Source organism: Mycobacterium lehmannii (assembly GCF_001499925.1).
Classification (GTDB): Bacteria; Actinomycetota; Actinomycetes; order Mycobacteriales; family Mycobacteriaceae; genus Mycobacterium; species Mycobacterium lehmannii.
The window spans coordinates 102,625-118,621 of record NZ_LQIR01000056.1 but is presented as its reverse complement, the minus strand read 5'-3'; the positions used below and the strand labels follow the sequence as shown (position 1 = coordinate 118,621).

17 protein-coding genes and 1 pseudogene are annotated in these 15,997 nt (G+C 67.0%); 6 read left to right on the top strand and 12 right to left on the bottom strand.

Annotation, left to right across the window (positions count from 1 at the left end):
• Positions 1-4 precede the first annotated feature (4 nt).
• Positions 5-1,069 (top strand): M23 family metallopeptidase, encoded by a 1,065-nt coding sequence (locus AU192_RS21275; protein ID WP_064399495.1) that lies wholly within the window; start codon positions 5-7, stop codon positions 1,067-1,069.
• A gap of 9 nt (positions 1,070-1,078) precedes the next feature.
• Positions 1,079-1,732, top strand: a complete 654-nt coding sequence (locus AU192_RS21270; RefSeq protein ID WP_416171895.1) for a hypothetical protein — start codon at positions 1,079-1,081, stop codon at positions 1,730-1,732.
• Here AU192_RS21270 and pcrA read toward each other — a convergent pair.
• Positions 1,729-4,047 (bottom strand): DNA helicase PcrA, encoded by a 2,319-nt coding sequence (pcrA, locus tag AU192_RS21265; RefSeq protein ID WP_064399613.1) that lies wholly within the window; start codon positions 4,045-4,047, stop codon positions 1,729-1,731. The genes AU192_RS21270 and pcrA overlap by 4 nt on opposite strands.
• Before the next feature lie 222 nt (positions 4,048-4,269).
• Here pcrA and AU192_RS21260 point away from each other — a divergent pair, with 222 nt between their 5' ends.
• On the top strand, positions 4,270-4,545 hold the full coding sequence (locus tag AU192_RS21260) for a chorismate mutase (protein WP_269845533.1): 276 nt from the start codon (positions 4,270-4,272) through the stop codon (positions 4,543-4,545).
• Positions 4,546-4,605: 60 nt separating this feature from the next.
• Here AU192_RS21260 and AU192_RS21255 read toward each other — a convergent pair whose 3' ends face one another.
• The gene (locus tag AU192_RS21255; protein WP_416171896.1) at positions 4,606-6,606 is read right to left on the bottom strand and encodes an acyltransferase family protein; all 2,001 of its coding nucleotides are present in this window, start codon (positions 6,604-6,606) and stop codon (positions 4,606-4,608) included.
• Between the two features lie 58 nt (positions 6,607-6,664).
• Positions 6,665-8,113: an NAD-dependent succinate-semialdehyde dehydrogenase gene (locus tag AU192_RS21250; RefSeq protein ID WP_064399494.1), complete on the bottom strand. Its 1,449-nt coding sequence runs from the start codon at positions 8,111-8,113 to the stop codon at positions 6,665-6,667.
• 48 nt (positions 8,114-8,161) lie between these two features.
• Between AU192_RS21250 and pgi the strand changes: the two genes are divergently transcribed.
• Entirely contained in the window at positions 8,162-9,829 is a 1,668-nt protein-coding gene (gene pgi, locus AU192_RS21245; RefSeq protein ID WP_064399610.1) for a glucose-6-phosphate isomerase, read from the top strand.
• Between the two features lies 1 nt (position 9,830).
• On the opposite strand, the gene AU192_RS21240 is transcribed toward pgi, so the two are convergent.
• The 6 genes from AU192_RS21240 to AU192_RS21220 form a co-directional block, all read right to left on the bottom strand.
• Positions 9,831-10,196, bottom strand: coding sequence for a hypothetical protein (locus AU192_RS21240; RefSeq protein ID WP_064399493.1), 366 nt, complete (start codon positions 10,194-10,196; stop codon positions 9,831-9,833).
• A gap of 60 nt (positions 10,197-10,256) precedes the next feature.
• Positions 10,257-10,802, bottom strand: a complete 546-nt coding sequence (locus AU192_RS21235) for a hypothetical protein (RefSeq protein WP_064399492.1) — start codon at positions 10,800-10,802, stop codon at positions 10,257-10,259.
• Positions 10,777-11,088: a helix-turn-helix transcriptional regulator gene (locus AU192_RS21230; RefSeq protein WP_064399491.1), complete on the bottom strand. Its 312-nt coding sequence runs from the start codon at positions 11,086-11,088 to the stop codon at positions 10,777-10,779. Before AU192_RS21230 ends, AU192_RS21235 begins: the two co-directional genes overlap by 26 nt.
• A 211-nt stretch (positions 11,089-11,299) precedes the next feature.
• Positions 11,300-11,677: a hypothetical protein gene (locus AU192_RS25530; RefSeq protein ID WP_064412136.1), complete on the bottom strand. Its 378-nt coding sequence runs from the start codon at positions 11,675-11,677 to the stop codon at positions 11,300-11,302.
• Between the two features lie 68 nt (positions 11,678-11,745).
• Positions 11,746-12,735 (bottom strand): NAD-dependent epimerase/dehydratase family protein, encoded by a 990-nt coding sequence (locus tag AU192_RS21225; protein WP_064399490.1) that lies wholly within the window; start codon positions 12,733-12,735, stop codon positions 11,746-11,748.
• A 62-nt stretch (positions 12,736-12,797) separates the two neighbouring features.
• A complete protein-coding gene (locus AU192_RS21220) occupies positions 12,798-13,547 on the bottom strand; it encodes an SDR family oxidoreductase (RefSeq protein ID WP_064399489.1) in 750 nt (249 codons plus the stop codon).
• A 41-nt stretch (positions 13,548-13,588) separates the two neighbouring features.
• Here AU192_RS21220 and AU192_RS21215 point away from each other — a divergent pair, with 41 nt between their 5' ends.
• Positions 13,589-14,155, top strand: a complete 567-nt coding sequence (locus AU192_RS21215; protein ID WP_082695097.1) for a chorismate mutase — start codon at positions 13,589-13,591, stop codon at positions 14,153-14,155.
• Here AU192_RS21215 and AU192_RS26025 read toward each other — a convergent pair.
• The 3 genes and pseudogenes from AU192_RS26025 to AU192_RS21205 form a co-directional block, all read right to left on the bottom strand.
• Positions 14,148-14,606, bottom strand: a complete 459-nt coding sequence (locus AU192_RS26025) for a zinc finger domain-containing protein (protein WP_231984675.1) — start codon at positions 14,604-14,606, stop codon at positions 14,148-14,150. The two genes, AU192_RS21215 and AU192_RS26025, sit on opposite strands and share 8 nt — an antisense overlap.
• Positions 14,607-14,768: 162 nt before the next feature.
• Positions 14,769-15,011, bottom strand: a pseudogene (locus AU192_RS26020) (DNA-formamidopyrimidine glycosylase family protein); the annotation flags it as partial.
• A gap of 16 nt (positions 15,012-15,027) precedes the next feature.
• Entirely contained in the window at positions 15,028-15,420 is a 393-nt protein-coding gene (locus AU192_RS21205; RefSeq protein WP_064399488.1) for a phage holin family protein, read from the bottom strand.
• 40 nt (positions 15,421-15,460) lie between these two features.
• On the opposite strand from AU192_RS21205, the gene AU192_RS21200 reads away from it, so the two are divergent.
• A complete protein-coding gene (locus AU192_RS21200; RefSeq protein WP_064399487.1) occupies positions 15,461-15,958 on the top strand; it encodes a nucleoside deaminase in 498 nt (165 codons plus the stop codon).
• The last annotated feature ends 39 nt before the right edge of the window (positions 15,959-15,997 follow it).

Below are 15,997 nucleotides of genomic sequence, written 5' to 3'. Positions count from 1 at the left end.
CAGGTTGGCTTCGCACCGTTCGTCCGGATCTCATCGCAGATCGTCGACGAACCGGCAAATCAGCCGCCGTGCAAGCGAATCCCCCGCCGAAGTCACCGACATCATCCCGTTCAACGAGTTCGGCGATCTCGCTGACATCGACTACAGCGAGAACAGCGCGTTCGACCGCGAAGCCCAGGTCATCCACGCCCCCGAGCTCGATGACCTGACCGACACCGACGACCTCGTCCCGCTGCGTCTCGCCGTGCCATCGGAGTTCCAGTCCGGAGCCCGGTCTGGTGCAAGGCACGCGCGCCGCTCGCACGCCTACCGCGACAGCCACACCGACACCAGCGACGGCATGGACGCGACCGACGTCATCCGCATCGGCAACCGCACGCCTGCGCACCGCAAGCAGGAAGTTCCCGTCAAGGGTCGGCTGATGGTCGCCGCGATGGCCGTCGGCGCCACCGCCGCGGGCGCGTACTCGATGGCCAATGCGGCCCACGAGAAGTCCTCGGAGGCCGTCCTGGCCGTCGGCCAGTCCGCAATGGCCAACCCGGTGAGCGAGACGTCAGGCGGTATGCAGGTGGTCGCCGTGACACCGGCCGCCAGCTCGGCAATGCACACCGAGGAGATCCAGAAGGCGGCCGCATTCGCCCAGGAGCGCGCCGAGCGCGAAGCCCGGCTGCAGCGGCCGATGTTCGTGACGCCCACCACCGGCGTGTGGACGTCGGGCTTCGGTTACCGCTGGGGTGCCCTGCACGGCGGCATCGACATCGCGAACTCGATCGGCACGCCGGTGCTCGCCGCCTCCGACGGCGTGGTCATCTCGGCCGGGCCGTATGCCGGTTACGGCAACATGGTCAAGGTCCGCCACGCCGACGGCACCGTGACGCTCTACGGCCACCTCAGCTCGTGGTCGGTGGATGTCGGCCAGCGGGTGTGGGCGGGCGATCAGATCGCCAAGATGGGCAACACCGGCAACTCGACAGGCCCGCACCTGCACTTCGAGGTGCACCTGAACGGCACCGACCGCGTGGACCCCGTGGGCTGGTTGGCCAAACGCGGCCTGTCGTTCGGCAACTAGTCTGGCCGAGTGGCCAGCGACGACGATTCCGATCTGACACGCCAATCACCCCACTCCCCGTCGAGCGCGGAAACAGGCATCATTCGTCGACACCCTTCCGGTGAGATTCCGACCGGCCAGGACCCGCAGACGAGCATCATCCGGCGTCATCCGACTGGCTCGATTCCAATCGCCGGCCCGCCGACGCAGATGGCGGACGGCGGCGCCACGCAGCTGTCCGACCGCGCCGCGCCCGAGACGGCCTACATACCGCGCGCCCGCCCGGTCGCTGTCTCCCCGACGGGATCGCCGCCGGCCAACCCGAAGACCGCTATCGCCACCGCGGTCGGCAGCATCCTGACCGGATGGGCCACCGCAGTCATCGCCACCGATCTGATCACCGGCTGGTGGCGCACCGACCAATTGTTCTGCGTCGCGGTCGGCTTCCTGACCGCGATCTCGGCGGCGGCCCTCATCGCCGGGCTGATCGGACTGCTGTTGCGCCGCTGGGTGAGCCGCCTGCTGGTCATGGTGGGGTCGATGGTGGCGCTGCTGATCTTCTCCAGCCTGTTCGTGGCCGGGGCCAAGCTACCAGCCGTGGTGTATGCGATCCCGGTGTTGCCGATCGCGACCATCGTGCTCGCCGCCCTGCCCGCCACCGGACGCTGGGAGCGTTCTGGTTAGAGCTTGGTGATCGGCGCGTGGTTGTGCATCAGTTTGACCCGACCTGAGCTTCCGAAGTCGATGAGCGACATCGCCGACTCGCCGACGCCGCTCACCTCTTCCACCCGGCCCAACCCGTACTTATCGTGCGTGACCCGGTCGCCGGGCTCGAGCACCAGCAGCGGGCGCTTGCCCGCACCGGACCGCGTCGGCGACGGCCGCGGTGTCCCGAACCGGCCCGCCCCGCTCACGGGTGCGCTGAACGACGGTGTCGGGTCGGTGCGCCGCCAGTCGATCAGGTGTTGCGGAATCTCCTTGAGGAAGCGCGATTCCGGGTTGAGCATCGGTTGGCCCCATGACGAGCGGACCTTGGCTCGGCTCAGGTAGAGCCGCTGGCGCGCGCGGGTGATGCCGACGTAGGCCAACCGGCGCTCCTCGGACAGCTCGGCGGGATCGCCCAGCGCCCGCATGTGCGGGAACATGCCGTCCTCCCACCCGGTCACGAAGACGACAGGAAACTCGAGGCCCTTGGCGGTGTGCAGCGTCATCATCGTCACGACACCCGCACCGTGCTCGGGAAGCTCGTCGGCGTCGGCGACCAGTGAGACCCGTTCCAGGAACTGGGCCAGCACCCCGGTGTCGGGGATGTCCTCGTCCAGCTGCTCGTCATCGGCAAGCGCCTGCGCGTTGGCCAGGTCGGTGCTGAATTCGTGTGCAACGCTGACCAACTCGTTGAGGTTGTCCAGCCGCGCGAGATCCTGCGGATCGCTCGACGACTCGAGTTCGGCTCGATACCCGGTGCGGTCGAGCACCGCCTCGACCAACTCGCCGAGTTCACCGTCGAGGCGGCCGCGCAGATCGTCGAGCATCTCCACGAACGCCGAGATGCACTTCTCCGCACGGGAGTTGAGCATCGGCACCTTGCCCTCGGCGGCCGCCTGCAGGGCGTCGTTGAAGCTCAGGCCGGTGTTCTCGGCATACACAGCGACGCAGGCTTCGGCGCGGTCGCCGATGCCGCGGCGCGGAGTGTTCAGGATCCGACGCATGCTCACCGAGTCGCCGGGGTTGTCCAGCACCCGCAGGTACGCGACGATGTCGCGGATCTCCCTGCGTTCGTAGAACCGCACTCCCCCAACGACTTTGTAGGGGATTCCCGCACGGATGAACACCTCTTCGAGCGCGCGCGAGGAGTTGTTGGTGCGGTAGAACACCGCGACATCTGAGTAACTACCACCGTCGTCGACGAGCGCGTCGATCTCCTGGGCAACGAATCGCGCCTCGTCGTGCTCGTTGTCGGCGACATAGCCGACGATCAGCTCGCCCTCCCCCTCGTCGGTCCACAGCCGCTTCTCGCGGCGGCCGGCGTTGCGGGAGATCACCGCGTTCGCGGCGTTGAGGATGTTCTGCGTGGAGCGGTAATTCTGTTCCAGCAGAATGGTTGTGGCGTTCGGGTAGTCGCGTTCGAAATCCTCGATGTTGCGGATCGTCGCACCGCGGAACGCGTAAATCGACTGGTCGGCATCGCCCACCACGCACAGTTCGGCCGGCGGCACCCCGTCGACCGTTTCAGTTCCCACGAGTTCCCGCACCAGCACGTACTGGGCGTGGTTGGTGTCCTGGTACTCGTCGACCAGGATGTGCCGGAACCGGCGCCGGTAGTACTGCGCGATCTGCGGAAACGCCTGCAGCACAGCGACCGTCTCACCGATCAGGTCGTCAAAGTCGAGCGCGTTGGCCGCGCGCAGGCGGCGCTGATACTCGGCGTATACCTCGGCGATGATGCCGGGCAACTCCTCGCCCGCCTCCGAGGCCTCGGCCGCCGCCTGCTCCGGGCCGACCAACTCGTTCTTGTGGTTGGAGATGGCATTGGACAGCAGCCGCGGCGAATACCGCTTGGTGTCCAGGCCCATATCCTTGCCGATCATCAGCAGCAGGCGACGCGAGTCGTCGGCGTCGTAGATCGAGAAGTTCGAATTGAGGCCCTTGATCAGGGAGGCCTGGTTGCGCAGGATGCGCACGCAGGTGGAGTGAAACGTCGACACCCACATGGCGCGGGCGCGGGGCCCGACCAGGCCCACCACCCGCTCGCGCATCTCGGCGGCGGCCTTGTTGGTGAAGGTGATGGCCAGCACCTGCCCGACGCCGACGTCGCGGGCGGCCAGCAGGTAGGCGATCCTGCGGGTGAGCACGGCGGTCTTGCCCGAGCCGGCACCAGCGACGATGAGCAGCGGCGAGCCCTCGTGCAGGACGGCCTGGCGCTGCTGCGGGTTGAGCCCCTCGAGCAGTTGGTCGGATTCGGTGGCACCGTTCGGTGCGATCAGGTTCGGTGCGCTCATGTCGGTATCGAACTTACCGCCGTACAGGGACACGACCGCGGTCGAACCGCGCATCAACTCAGCGGTCGAACCGCGCATCAACTCAGCGGTCGAACCGCCCACGGCTTTGCGCTGGCCCAGCGTTTGGTGGCACACTTTGTCCCGTGCTCAGCAAACAGCGATTCATCTACGGGTACCGATCCGCGGCACCCGTGGTCTAGCTGTTGCCGAGAGCTCCGCGAGGTGGTGAAACGCATGACGACCGAAACCGAGACTGTGCCCGATATCGATGACCTGCGCCGGGAGATCGACCGGCTGGACGCCGAGATTCTCGCTGCCGTGAAGCGCCGCACCGAGGTGTCGAAGTTGATCGGTCAGGCCAGGATGGCCTCCGGCGGCACGCGCCTGGTGCACAGCCGCGAGATGAAGGTCATCGAGCGCTACAGCGAACTCGGCCCCGACGGCAAAGACCTCGCGATGCTGTTGCTGCGGCTGGGCCGCGGCCGCCTCGGCCACTGACCTCCCGAGTGATCTCGGTGCACCACAAGTCGCTCAGCGATCGGTAGCGCACCCAAGTCCCTAACGCAGCGCGTCGGTCAGCCACGGCGTCAACCACTCGACCGCCTCCGGCGTGGGATGCACACCGTCGCTGCGGATGCGGATCCCGTCGATCCAGTTGGTGTAGCCGCCGTTCGGGCCGAGCTTGCGGTTCAGGTCGAGCACGGTGACGTTCGAGCGGTACTTGACGGCGCTGCGCAGCAACGCGTTCCAGTCGTCGACCCGGTCGGGATCGTCCTCCGGGTACAGGCTGCCGTCGCGTTTCTCGGCACGGCGGTTGTAGGGCTCGGTCGTGACGACGACGCGCGCGCCGGTCGAGGACAGGATGTCGAGCGCGCGGTTGAGTTCGGCGCGGAGATAGGCGTCGTATGTCGGCTCGCCGATGTGGGTCCACCGGCCCTCGTTCATCCGGTCGACGACTTCCCACCGGCCCACGATCAGCAGCACCACGTCGGGCCGGTCGTGCTTGACCCGCTCCGACCACCTGCTCGGCCACGTGTCGCAGGCGGGCTTCTGGTTCAGCGTCTGGCCGACGTAGCGGTACGGTCCGCCGCGCGCGATGCCGCACCCGATCGTCGTGTAGTCGGTGAACCTCAGACCCGGTGTCTCCGGCAGGTAGCGCATCAACGTCCACGCCACCGAGTCGCCGAACACCGCGACGGTCCTGGTGTTCGGATCGCGGGCGGCGCTCCGCTCCACCGGGATCGGCACCTCCGGCGCCACCAGCGCCGCGGAGTCGATGCTCGAATCCTGAATCGGCGGGCCTGACGGCACGCCGACCGGCAGCACGGTCATCGTGATCACCGCGGCGGTGGCGGCCGTCGCACCGGCCAACGGCAGCATCGGCACGATCACCGGCCGCCAGCGCCGGATGGGCTGTTCGAGCAACCACCACGACAGCGCAGCGACCGCCAGCGTCGCCGTACACCGCACCGCGAACAGCGACCAGCCGGACCACCCGGTGCGCTCACCGTTGATCGCCAGGAAGATCGGCCAGTGCCACAGATAGACCCCGTAGGAGATCGCGCCCAGCCACACCAGCGGCCGCCACGCCAGGACCCGCGCGACCGGCCCTTCCTGATCCATCGCCACCGCACCGATCACGCAGGCGGCGGCGAGCGCGACGATGATCAGCAGGCCGTTACGGAAGTCGCCGGCGCTGCCGGTCGCCATGTGCACCGCGAACCCCAGGACGACGACACCGACGACGGACACCGCGCGGGCGACCCCCCGCAGCCATCGGGTCCTGATCACCGGCCCGGCCAGCGTCACGGTGGTCCAGTCCCGAACCAGCAGGGCGGCCGCCGCAGCGCCGACGAGCAGTGCCTGCGCGCGGGTGTCGGTGCCGAAGTAGATCCGGTTCAGCGTCCCGTCGTCGATCAACAGAATCGCCGCCGCCGCCGAGGCAATCGCCCCCGCGCCGGCGACACCCAGAACGGCCCACCGCAGATGGGTCGGGTCCCGACGACAGAAGACGAACGCGACGGCGATCAGCACCAGCGGCCAGAACAGGTAGTACTGCTCCTCGACGCCCAACGACCAGGTGTGCTGCAGCGGCGAAGGTGGTGCGCCCTGGGAGAAGTAGTCGGTGCGCTGGGCGACGAACGCCCAGTTGGCCACCCAGAAGAACGACGCGACGGCGTCGTCCCGCAGGTTGGCGATCGCCTCGGTCGAGAAGAACTCCCGCGCCGCCACCACCGCGAGCACCATCACCAGCAGGGCGGGCAGCAGCCGCCGGGCGCGACGTATCCAGAAGTCGCGCAGCCGGATTCGACCGGTGCGTGCGTGCTCGTCGAGCAGCAGCGAGGTGATCAAAAAGCCGCTGAGCACGAAGAACACGTCGACGCCGAGGAAGCCGCCGTCGACGCCGGGAATGCCGCCGTGGTCGGCGAGCACGAGTGCGACGGCGATGGCGCGGATGCCGTCGAGGGCGGGGATCTCGCCACGCCGATGCGCACGCGAGGAGGGATGTACTGACAGCGGGCGGCGATCAGCGGGCGCGACGGAGCGACGCGCATTCACTTGCGAAATCTTGCCCGTGCGAGCCGACGTGCCGCGGCAGGCGCGGCGGCGTGTCGAACTACTTCGTCAGCGCGATGTATTTCACCTCGAGGTACTCCTCGATGCCCTCGAACCCGCCCTCGCGCCCGAAGCCTGACTCCTTGACGCCGCCGAACGGCGCGGCGGGGTCGGAGACCACGCCGCGGTTGATGCCGACGATGCCGGACTCGAGGCTTTCGGCGACGCGCAGCGCGCGGTCCAGCGACTGGGTGTAGATGTAGGCGGCCAGCCCGTACTCGGTGTCGTTGGCCGCGGCGACGCCCTCCTCCTCGGTGTCGAAACCGGTGATCGGCGCGACGGGGCCGAAAACCTCCTCGGACAGGATGCGGGCGCCGGCGGGCACGTCGGCCAGCACCGTGGCCGGGTAGAAGCTGCCGGGACCGTCGGGGGCGACGCCGCCGACCGCGACGGTCGCGCCCCGCGACACCGCGTCGGACACCAGATCCTCGACGGTGGCGACCTGCTTGGCGTTGATCAGCGGCCCGAGTGTGGCCGACTCGTCGATGCCCTTGCCGAGGGTGAACTCGCTCATCCGCTTGACCAGCTTGTCGGTGAACTCCGCGCGCACCGAGTTCGCGACGTGGAAACGGTTGGCCGCCGTGCACGCCTCGCCACCGTTGCGCATCTTGGCCAGGATGGCGCCCTCGACGGCGGCATCGACGTCGGCGTCGTCGAACACCACGAACGGGGCGTTGCCGCCCAGTTCCATCGACGTGCGCAGAAGTTTGTCGGCCGACTGTTTGACCAGCGTTTTGCCCACCCCGGTCGAACCGGTGAAGGTCAGCTTGCGCAACCGGCCATCGTCGATCAACGCGGCGGTGACGTCGCCGGCGTTCTTCGTCGGAAGCACCGACAGCACACCCTTGGGCAGACCCGCCTCGTCCATCAGCTTTGCCAGCAACAGCATCGTCAGCGGCGTGTCCTGCGCGGGCTTGACGATCATCGTGCACCCGGCCGCGAACGCCGGGCCGATCTTGCGGGTGCCCATCGCCAGCGGGAAGTTCCACGGCGTGATCGCATAGCAGGGCCCGACCGGTTGTTTGGTGACAAGGACACGTCCGCTGCCCGCGGGGCTCTGGGTGTAACGGCCCGCGACGCGCACCGCTTCCTCGGAGAACCAGCGGAAGAACTCGGCGCCGTAGGTGACCTCGCCCATGCTCTCGCGCAGCACCTTGCCCATCTCGAGAGTCATCAGCGTCGCGATGTCCTCGGCGCGTTCGGTGATCTTCTCGAACACCGCGCGCAGGATCTCGCCGCGCTCGCGCGGGGCGGTGGCCGCCCACTCGGCCTGCACGGCGCACGCGGCGTCGAGCGCGGCGATCGCATCGTCGGCGGTCGCGTTGGCGACGGAGGCGATCACCGAGTCGTCGGACGGGTCGAGCACATCGAAGGTGGACGCGCTCTCGCGTTCCTCACCACCGATCCACAGTCCGGTGGGCACTGACGACAACAGCTTCGCGGTATCCATAACTCTTCTGTACACCCTTGGCCATTTCGCCGCACTAGGGTCATGTTCATGAGTGCCGACTCCGACCAGATACCCGATATCACCGCGACTCCGGCGTGGCAGGCGTTGCAGCGGCATCACGGTGAGATCGGCGCGAAACACCTGCGCGAGTTGTTCGCCGAGGATCCGGCCCGCGGCACTGAGCTCGCCACGACGGTCGGCGACCTCTACATCGACTACAGCAAGCATCGGGTCACGCGCGAGACGCTGAGCCTGCTGGTGGATTTGGCCCGCGCGGCGCGCCTGGAGCAGAAGCGTGACGCGATGTTCTCCGGCGTGCACATCAACACCTCCGAGGACCGCGCCGTCCTGCATACCGCCTTGCGATTGCCGCGCGGCGCCCAACTGGTCGTCGATGGGCGCAACGTCGTCGCCGACGTGCACGAGGTGCTCGACAAGATGGGTGACTTCACCGACCGGTTGCGCAGCGGCGAGTGGACCGGCGCGACGGGCGAGGCGATCAAGACCGTCGTCAACATCGGCATCGGCGGGTCGGACCTCGGACCGGCGATGGCCACCCTCGCGTTACGGCACTACGCCGACGCCGGCATCTCGGCGCGGTTCGTCTCCAACGTCGATCCTGCTGATCTGGTCGCCACCCTCGACGGGCTCGACCCTGCGACAACGCTTTTCATCGTCGCGTCGAAGACGTTCTCGACGCTCGAGACGCTGACCAACGCGACCGCGGCGCGCCGCTGGCTGACCGATGCGCTCGGAAACGCGGCGGTGTCACGGCATTTCGTGGCGGTGTCGACGAACAAGAAGCTGGTCGACGATTTCGGTATCAACACCGAGAACATGTTCGGATTCTGGGACTGGGTCGGCGGCCGGTATTCGGTCGACAGCGCGATCGGCTTGAGCGTGATGGCGGTGATCGGCCGCGAGCGGTTCGCCGAGTTCTTGTCCGGGTTCCACATTGTCGACGAGCATTTTCGCACCGCACCGCTGGAGTCCAATGTACCGGCGCTGCTCGGACTGATCGGGCTCTGGTACAACGAGTTCTTCAGCGCCGAAACCCGTGCGGTGCTGCCATATTCAAATGACCTGGCCCGCTTCGCCGCCTATCTGCAGCAGCTGACGATGGAGTCGAACGGCAAGTCGGTGCGCGCCGACGGTACGCCGGTGACCACGAACACCGGTGAGATCTTCTGGGGCGAACCGGGCACGAACGGCCAGCACGCGTTCTATCAACTGCTGCATCAGGGCACGCGTCTGGTGCCTTCCGACTTCATCGGCTTCTCACAGCCCACAGACGACCTGCCGACCGCCGATGGCAAGGGGAGCATGCACGACCTGTTGATGAGCAACTTCTTCGCCCAGACGCAGGTCCTCGCATTCGGTAAGACCGCCAAGGAGATCGCCGCCGAAGGCACTCCGCCGGATGTGGTGCCGCACAAGGTGATGCCGGGTAACCGGCCCAGCACGTCGATCCTCGCAACCCAGTTGACCCCGTCGGTGCTCGGACAGTTGATCGCACTCTACGAGCACCAGGTGTTCACCGAGGGAGTCGTCTGGGGTATCGACTCGTTCGATCAGTGGGGTGTCGAACTCGGCAAGACTCAAGCCAAGGCGCTGCTCCCGGTCATCACCGCCGACGGCTCCCCCACCGAACAGTCGGACTCCTCGACCGACGCGCTGGTGCGCCGGTACCGCAGCGAACGCGGCCGATCCGCCTGACTCAGCGTGCCGCGCGGGCCTTCACGAAGGAGCGCACACCGGCGATCAAGTACACCAGCAGCAGAACGAACATGATGGTGCTCGTGATGACGGCTGCGGGTCGCTCGGCCGTGCCCGCGAACACCTCGCCAAGACCGAACACGTTGCGTAGCGCCCCGAGCGCGGCGAGCAGCGCGATCACCAGGGCGGCGTGCATGGCGATCTTGCGGGCTTGATCGGAGCGACGCCCGATCAGGGCGGCGATGAGCAGGAGGATGCCGACGAAAGCCGGTATCAGCGCGGTGACGCTGACCGCCCCGCTGGCGAAGTACGCGATCACCCCTGTCGCGACGAGCAGTCCTCCGGTCCAGGTGGTCAGGGCGAGCATCGGGATCCTTTCTACGGCTGTCGCCGACGACTCTACCGACGCAGGGATTCTCAACGCGGTTCAGGCGTCGGGGTCGGGCCGGGACCAGCCCAGGATCATCGCCGGCGCGCAACCGCCGAACACCAGGACGGCCAACGACATCAGCGCGCCAGAGTAGGCCACGTCGGTGTCGGTGTCCTGCAGATAGATCGACGCGACGAGCAGGTAGCCGATCGGGATCAGCATCAGGTACTGGGTGATCGTCAGACCGATCGAGCGGGCGCTGTTGCGCTGCTGCACCTCGTACTCGTCGAGTGCGGCCTCCGGGGCGTCGCCCTGCCTGCCGGACACGATCTGAAGCATCGTCCACAGCGGGAGGAAGACGATGCACACCGACAGCCAGAGCAGGGGCGCCCACCGCAGCCCGAATGCGCTCAGGACGCTCACCGCCAACAGGGACGCGAACGTGATGGCCAAACCCACGACGAGAAGCCGCCGCCGGGACTGCGTGCGCCAGCCGGGAAGCAGATTCGCGTAGGTGCGCTCTCTTTTGAGGAACCGCCGGGTGCGGGACTCCTGGTAGCGGTCGAGCAACGTGTGGTCAGCCTGCGGGGTCGACGGGGACATCTCGGTCTCCTCCTTGCGATCGCGTGTTCGTGCGGTAGAGCTCGGTGGACAACGGGGTGAACTCCGTTCGGGAGAACACCGCCTCGACGGGGAGACCGAAGACATCGCAGATCCGGAATGCCAGGTCCAGGCTCGGATAGTGGTCGCCACGTTCGAGCGCGCCGACCGTCTGTGGGTTCACGTCGATCAGCTCCGCGAGCTCGGCTCGGGTCATCCGACGCTCTGCGCGCAGGACACCGATGCGGTTGTGGATGGGGAGCGTTTTGCCCCTTTTCACCGGACTCACACAACGCAGTGTTGGGAAAACCTAACAAAATGTCAAGCCTTCGAAACGTGACTAGTCGCGGGAGTGCGAATTCATACGTGACACGCCCTCGGCGGCGGACGAATCCGCACGGTCGGCGTTGTAGCCCGGATCCCTACAGAAAAGCAACGCGGCGCACGCTCAGCGAGGAGCGTGCGCCGCGTGGCTGGCGCTGGATGGAGCTAACTAGTGGTTACGGGGCAGGGATGTTGATGCAGCCGACGTTCGGCAGGCATCCGCTCGCGCCACCGGGGCCGGCAGTCCCGCCGGGTCCGTTCGGAGCGAGCGACCCGCTTGCGCCACCGGGTCCGGCCGTACCGCCAGGGCCACCAGGGATTACACCGGAAGCGCCGCCACCGTCAGCGGTGCCTTGGGGGCCACCGGGGACGTTCACGTCCGCACCGCCACCGGGAGAGGCGTCGATGTTGCCGGTTACGGCGCACGGGGTGCCGTCGGCATTCAGACATGGAGGGGGCGCCGGCTGCGCGCCGGCCACCGGCGCGACGGCGATCGCAACTGCCGCGGCGCCCGAGAACAACAGGGGCATCATCTTCGTCAGTTTCACGTTCATGTCCTGGGGGCTACCACGTCACGGACTTACTGAAACCTTCAAACTTTCTCCTCCGGATGAGTGCCCCGTCACAGCCTTCCGACTTGCTTCAACCCGGAAACGGTGTCCGACAGCGTTTCCTGCGGGTCGCGGTACGAGATTCCCAATTCGGTCTCACTGGGCGAATCGTCAGACGACGGCATCTGCGTGTAGTACTGCATCGCCGCCGCGGTGACCGGCGCGTCGAAGGGCAGAAGCGGGCCTACGACGTCGACCACCTTTCCGAGGTTGCGCAACAACGTATCCGGTACCGGGTACACCCGCAGCGACGTGTTCGCCGCCTTCCCGATCATCGTCGCCAGGTCGGCGATCGGAACTCGCTTGCCGCCGGCCATGTATCGGCGTGGTCCCTTGCCCGGCTCGAGTAACGCCGCATGCAACACGGCCAGGTCTCGAACGTCGACCACGATCCACGCGGCACCGCGGCCCGGCACCCCACGCATCTGGACCGCGGCTTGAACACCTTCTGCCGCTTCACCGAACTGGTTGCCCGCCGGCGGCCCCAGCACCATGCCCGGGTACGTGATGCTCACCGGCGCACCCGCATCCTGGAGGCCTCGCGCGTACTTCTCGACCTCCGCTTTCGACTTCCCGTAGCCGTCGGACCCGCCCACCACCGGGAGGTCGGCGTGAAGGACGCTGCAGTTGGGGTCGAACAACGCCGTGAAGCTGGAGACGTGAATGATCGGGTCGAGGCCGCGTTCCGCAGCCACACCGAGCACGTTGTGTGCACCGTCGAGGTTGGTCCGCAGCATCTTGTCGGCCTGCCGAGGGTCCACTGAAACCATTGCCGCCGAGTGGATTACGGCGTCGCAACCATCCATCGCCGCAGCGGTCGACTCGGCATCGGCGATGTCGCCGACGGCGTAGTCGTCGGTCGCGACGCCGATCTCCGCGGCGCTCGTCTTGAGCCGGGCCGGATCGCGGACCAGAAACCTCACCTGGTGACCCGCATCGGCCACCGCTTTCGCCGTCCACGCCCCGACAAACCCGGTACCCCCGGTCAACAGCACCCTCATAGATACCTCCTCTAGGAACTAGCGCTGCGGGTTCCCCCAAGCGCCAGCCTCTACACGGAGGCTCAGGCGAACGGCTTTGTCAGTTGCGGCGGCAGTACCCGCAGGACTTTGACCAGCGGGGCCCACGGCCACCACGGAACCGCCGCGCGTCCACTTTCGCGTTCGATCGCAGCGACCATTGCCCGCACGCCGGTTTCGTTGTCCACCATCAACGTCGTCGACTGCGATTTCGCCGTCATCTCCGACTCGATGTAACCGGGTTCGAGCACCGTGACCTTGATGGGCCCGCGCGCGTACTCCGCGCGCAGGGATTCCCCGAGCGACGACACGCCGGCCTTGCTGGCGGCGTAGGCGGCCTTGACGCCGGGCACGCCCTTGTTTCCGAGAACCGACGAAACCAGTACCAGGTGTCCACCGCCGGCTTTCTTGAAGATCTCGAGCGCGGTCTCGATCTGAACAAGTGCCGCAACGAGATTCGTTTCGATGGTGGCCTTGTTCGCCCACAATTTGCCCGAGCCCAGCGGCGCACCCTTGCCCACGCCGGCATTGACGATGACGCGGTCGATGCCGCCGAGTTCGTCGCTGAGCTCGGCGAACACCTTGGGCACCTGCTCGTGATCGTTGACGTCGAGGGCGGCGACCGCGACGTTGATCCCGCGATGCCGCTCGAGCAGCTCGGCTTTGAGCGCATCGAGTCGATCGATGCGCCGGGCACACAACGCCAGGTCACGACCCTTCGCGGCGAATGCGCGGGCCATCCCGGCGCCCAGCCCCGAGCTCGCACCGGTGATCAATATCTTCTGCCGAGTCACCCCGACAGACTAAGCGAGGGAATCGCCGTCAGAATGACCGCATGATTCTTCTGCGGAGCGCTACATTCCTGCTCGTGGCCCTGTTCGTCGCACTCTCTCAGGGGGTCGCCGCCGGCCAACCCGCTTCGGGGCTCTACCGGCTGGTCGACACCGCTGCGCAGCGCCTGGCGACGGCCGACGATGTCGCGGCCGCCAAGTGGATCAACGGCGGGCCGATCACGGACCGGCAGCGCGCCGATGCTGTCCTGGATGCCGTCGCCGCCGACGCCTCCGCGCGCGGCATCGACCAGGGGTATGTGCGCGCAGTCTTCACCAACCAGATCGACGCCACCGAGGGTGTGGAGTACACCCGCTTCGGTCAGTGGAAGTTCGACCCCGCCTCCGCCCCTGGCACCGCACCCGACCTGAACGAGACACGTTCGCAGATCGACGAGTTCAACAAGGTCATGGTCGATGAGATTGCGCAGCGGTGGAATTCGCTGCACGCACCGAACTGCACGTTCGAGCTCAACAACGCGATCGACGCCGTCGCCGACGCCCGCCAGCTCGACCCGCTCTACCGGCACGCGTTGTCGGCGGCCACCCGGTCGTACTGCAAGCTCACTTGAGCAGCCGCGACAACCGTCGATCGGCGAGCACCTTGCCGCCCGTCTGGCACGTCGGACAGTACTGAAAAGACTTGTCGGCGAACGACACTTCGCGGACGGTGTCGCCGCAGACCGGACAGGGCAGACCGGTTCTGGCGTGCACCCGCAGGCCGGACCGCTTCTCGCCCTTGAGCGTCGCGGCCTGCTGGCCCACCGAGCGGGTCACCGCATCGGAGAGCACACCGATCATCGCGTCGTGCAACGCCGACAGCTGTGCGTCGGTCAGCTTGGCCGCCGTCGCGAACGGGGAGATACGCGCAACGTGCAGGATCTCGTCGCTGTAGGCGTTGCCGATACCCGCGATGACCTTCTGGTCGGTGATCACCGTCTTGATCCGACCGCTGTTGCCCGCGAGCAACCCGGCGAGGTCGTCGGGCCCCAGCGACAGCGCGTCGGGACCCAGCGTGGCGATGCCGGGAACCTTGGCCGGATCGTCGACCACCCACACCGCGAGCCGTTTCTGCGTGCCGGCCTCGGTGAGGTCGAAGCCCGCACCGGCGCCCGGAGTCCCTAGGTGTACGCGCAAGGCGATCGGACCCTTGCCCGGCTTCAGCGGCGCGGCCGCCAGCTTGTCCGACCACCGCAACCACCCGGCGCGCGACAGGTGGGTGATCAGGTGCAGCTCGCCGGCTTGGAGCCCGAGGTATTTACCCCACCGGTTGGCGTCTGTGACGGTCTGGCCGTGCAGCGCGGTGATCGGCGGGTCGAAGGTCTTGAGCACCGAGAACGCCGATACGTCGATGCGCCCCACCGTCTGGCCGACGGCGTGGCGGCGCAGGTGGTCGGCGAGTGCTTCGACTTCGGGAAGTTCGGGCATGGTTCCAGTGTGCCGGTCAATCGCGTCGCACGGCACCGCCGGTGACCAGCGACAGCAGCCAGCTCACGATCGACAGCACGATCGCGGCCCAGATCGCCGTCCACCAGAAGTCGTCGATGTAGAGGCCCCAGTGCGTCGTGTGCTCGGTGATCCACGACGTGATCCACAACATCAACGCGTTGATGACGATGTGGATCAGGCCGAGCGTCAGGATGTAGAGCGGGATGGAGATGATCTGCACGATCGGCTTGATGATCGCGTTGACCAGACCGAAGACCACCGCGACGACGAAGATGATGCCGATTTCCTGCAGTTGCGATTCGGCCCCCACGAACCTGATTCCTGGAACGAGCAGCGTCACCACCCACAGCGCGATGCCGGTCAAAGCGGCCCGCAACAGGAACGACATCGCATTAGCCTAAACCAGTCGACGAACCGAAGGGGCAGCCGTGGATTTCGTACAGCGGACCGTGGATCTGGCACGACGAAACGTCGAGGAGGGCGGTCGGCCGTTCGCGACCGTCATCGCCAGGGACGGCGAGGTGCTGGCCGAGAGCGCCAATCAGGTTGCCCAGACGCATGATCCGACCGCACACGCCGAGATCCTGGCGATCCGGAAGGCGTGCACGAAGCTCGGCACCGAGCACCTGACCGGCGCGACCATCTACGTTCTCGCCCACCCGTGCCCGATGTGCCTGGGCTCGTTGTACTACTGCTCCCCCGACGAAGTCGTGTTTCTGACCACCCGCGACGACTACGCCCGCTACTACGTCGACGATCGAAAGTACTTCGAGCTCAACACCTTCTACGACGAATTCGCCAAGGACTGGGACGAACGGCGGCTGCCGATGCGCTACCAGCCCGAAGACGCCGCGATCGACGTCTACCGGTTGTGGATGCAGCGCAACGCCCCCGAGCGGTTCGCACCCGGCTCCGGCGGCTCTTAACCGGTTGATCGCACGCAGTGGATGCGTGCAAGTAACCGG

What these genes read in the sequence shown, in the direction of transcription:
- AU192_RS21235 (WP_064399492.1), bottom strand. Translation starts at nt 10,802, where the DNA reads ATGTCCCCGTCGACCCCGCAGGCTGACCACACGTTGCTCGACCGCTAC.
- AU192_RS21240 (WP_064399493.1), bottom strand. Translation starts at nt 10,196, where the DNA reads ATGCTCGCCCTGACCACCTGGACCGGAGGACTGCTCGTCGCGACAGGG.
- AU192_RS21250 (WP_064399494.1), bottom strand. Translation starts at nt 8,113, where the DNA reads ATGGATACCGCGAAGCTGTTGTCGTCAGTGCCCACCGGACTGTGGATC.
- pgi (WP_064399610.1), top strand. Translation starts at nt 8,162, where the DNA reads ATGAGTGCCGACTCCGACCAGATACCCGATATCACCGCGACTCCGGCG.
- AU192_RS21205 (WP_064399488.1), bottom strand. Translation starts at nt 15,420, where the DNA reads ATGTCGTTCCTGTTGCGGGCCGCTTTGACCGGCATCGCGCTGTGGGTG.
- AU192_RS21215 (WP_082695097.1), top strand. Translation starts at nt 13,589, where the DNA reads ATGATTCTTCTGCGGAGCGCTACATTCCTGCTCGTGGCCCTGTTCGTC.
- AU192_RS25530 (WP_064412136.1), bottom strand. Translation starts at nt 11,677, where the DNA reads ATGAACGTGAAACTGACGAAGATGATGCCCCTGTTGTTCTCGGGCGCC.
- AU192_RS21225 (WP_064399490.1), bottom strand. Translation starts at nt 12,735, where the DNA reads ATGAGGGTGCTGTTGACCGGGGGTACCGGGTTTGTCGGGGCGTGGACG.
- pcrA (WP_064399613.1), bottom strand. Translation starts at nt 4,047, where the DNA reads ATGAGCGCACCGAACCTGATCGCACCGAACGGTGCCACCGAATCCGAC.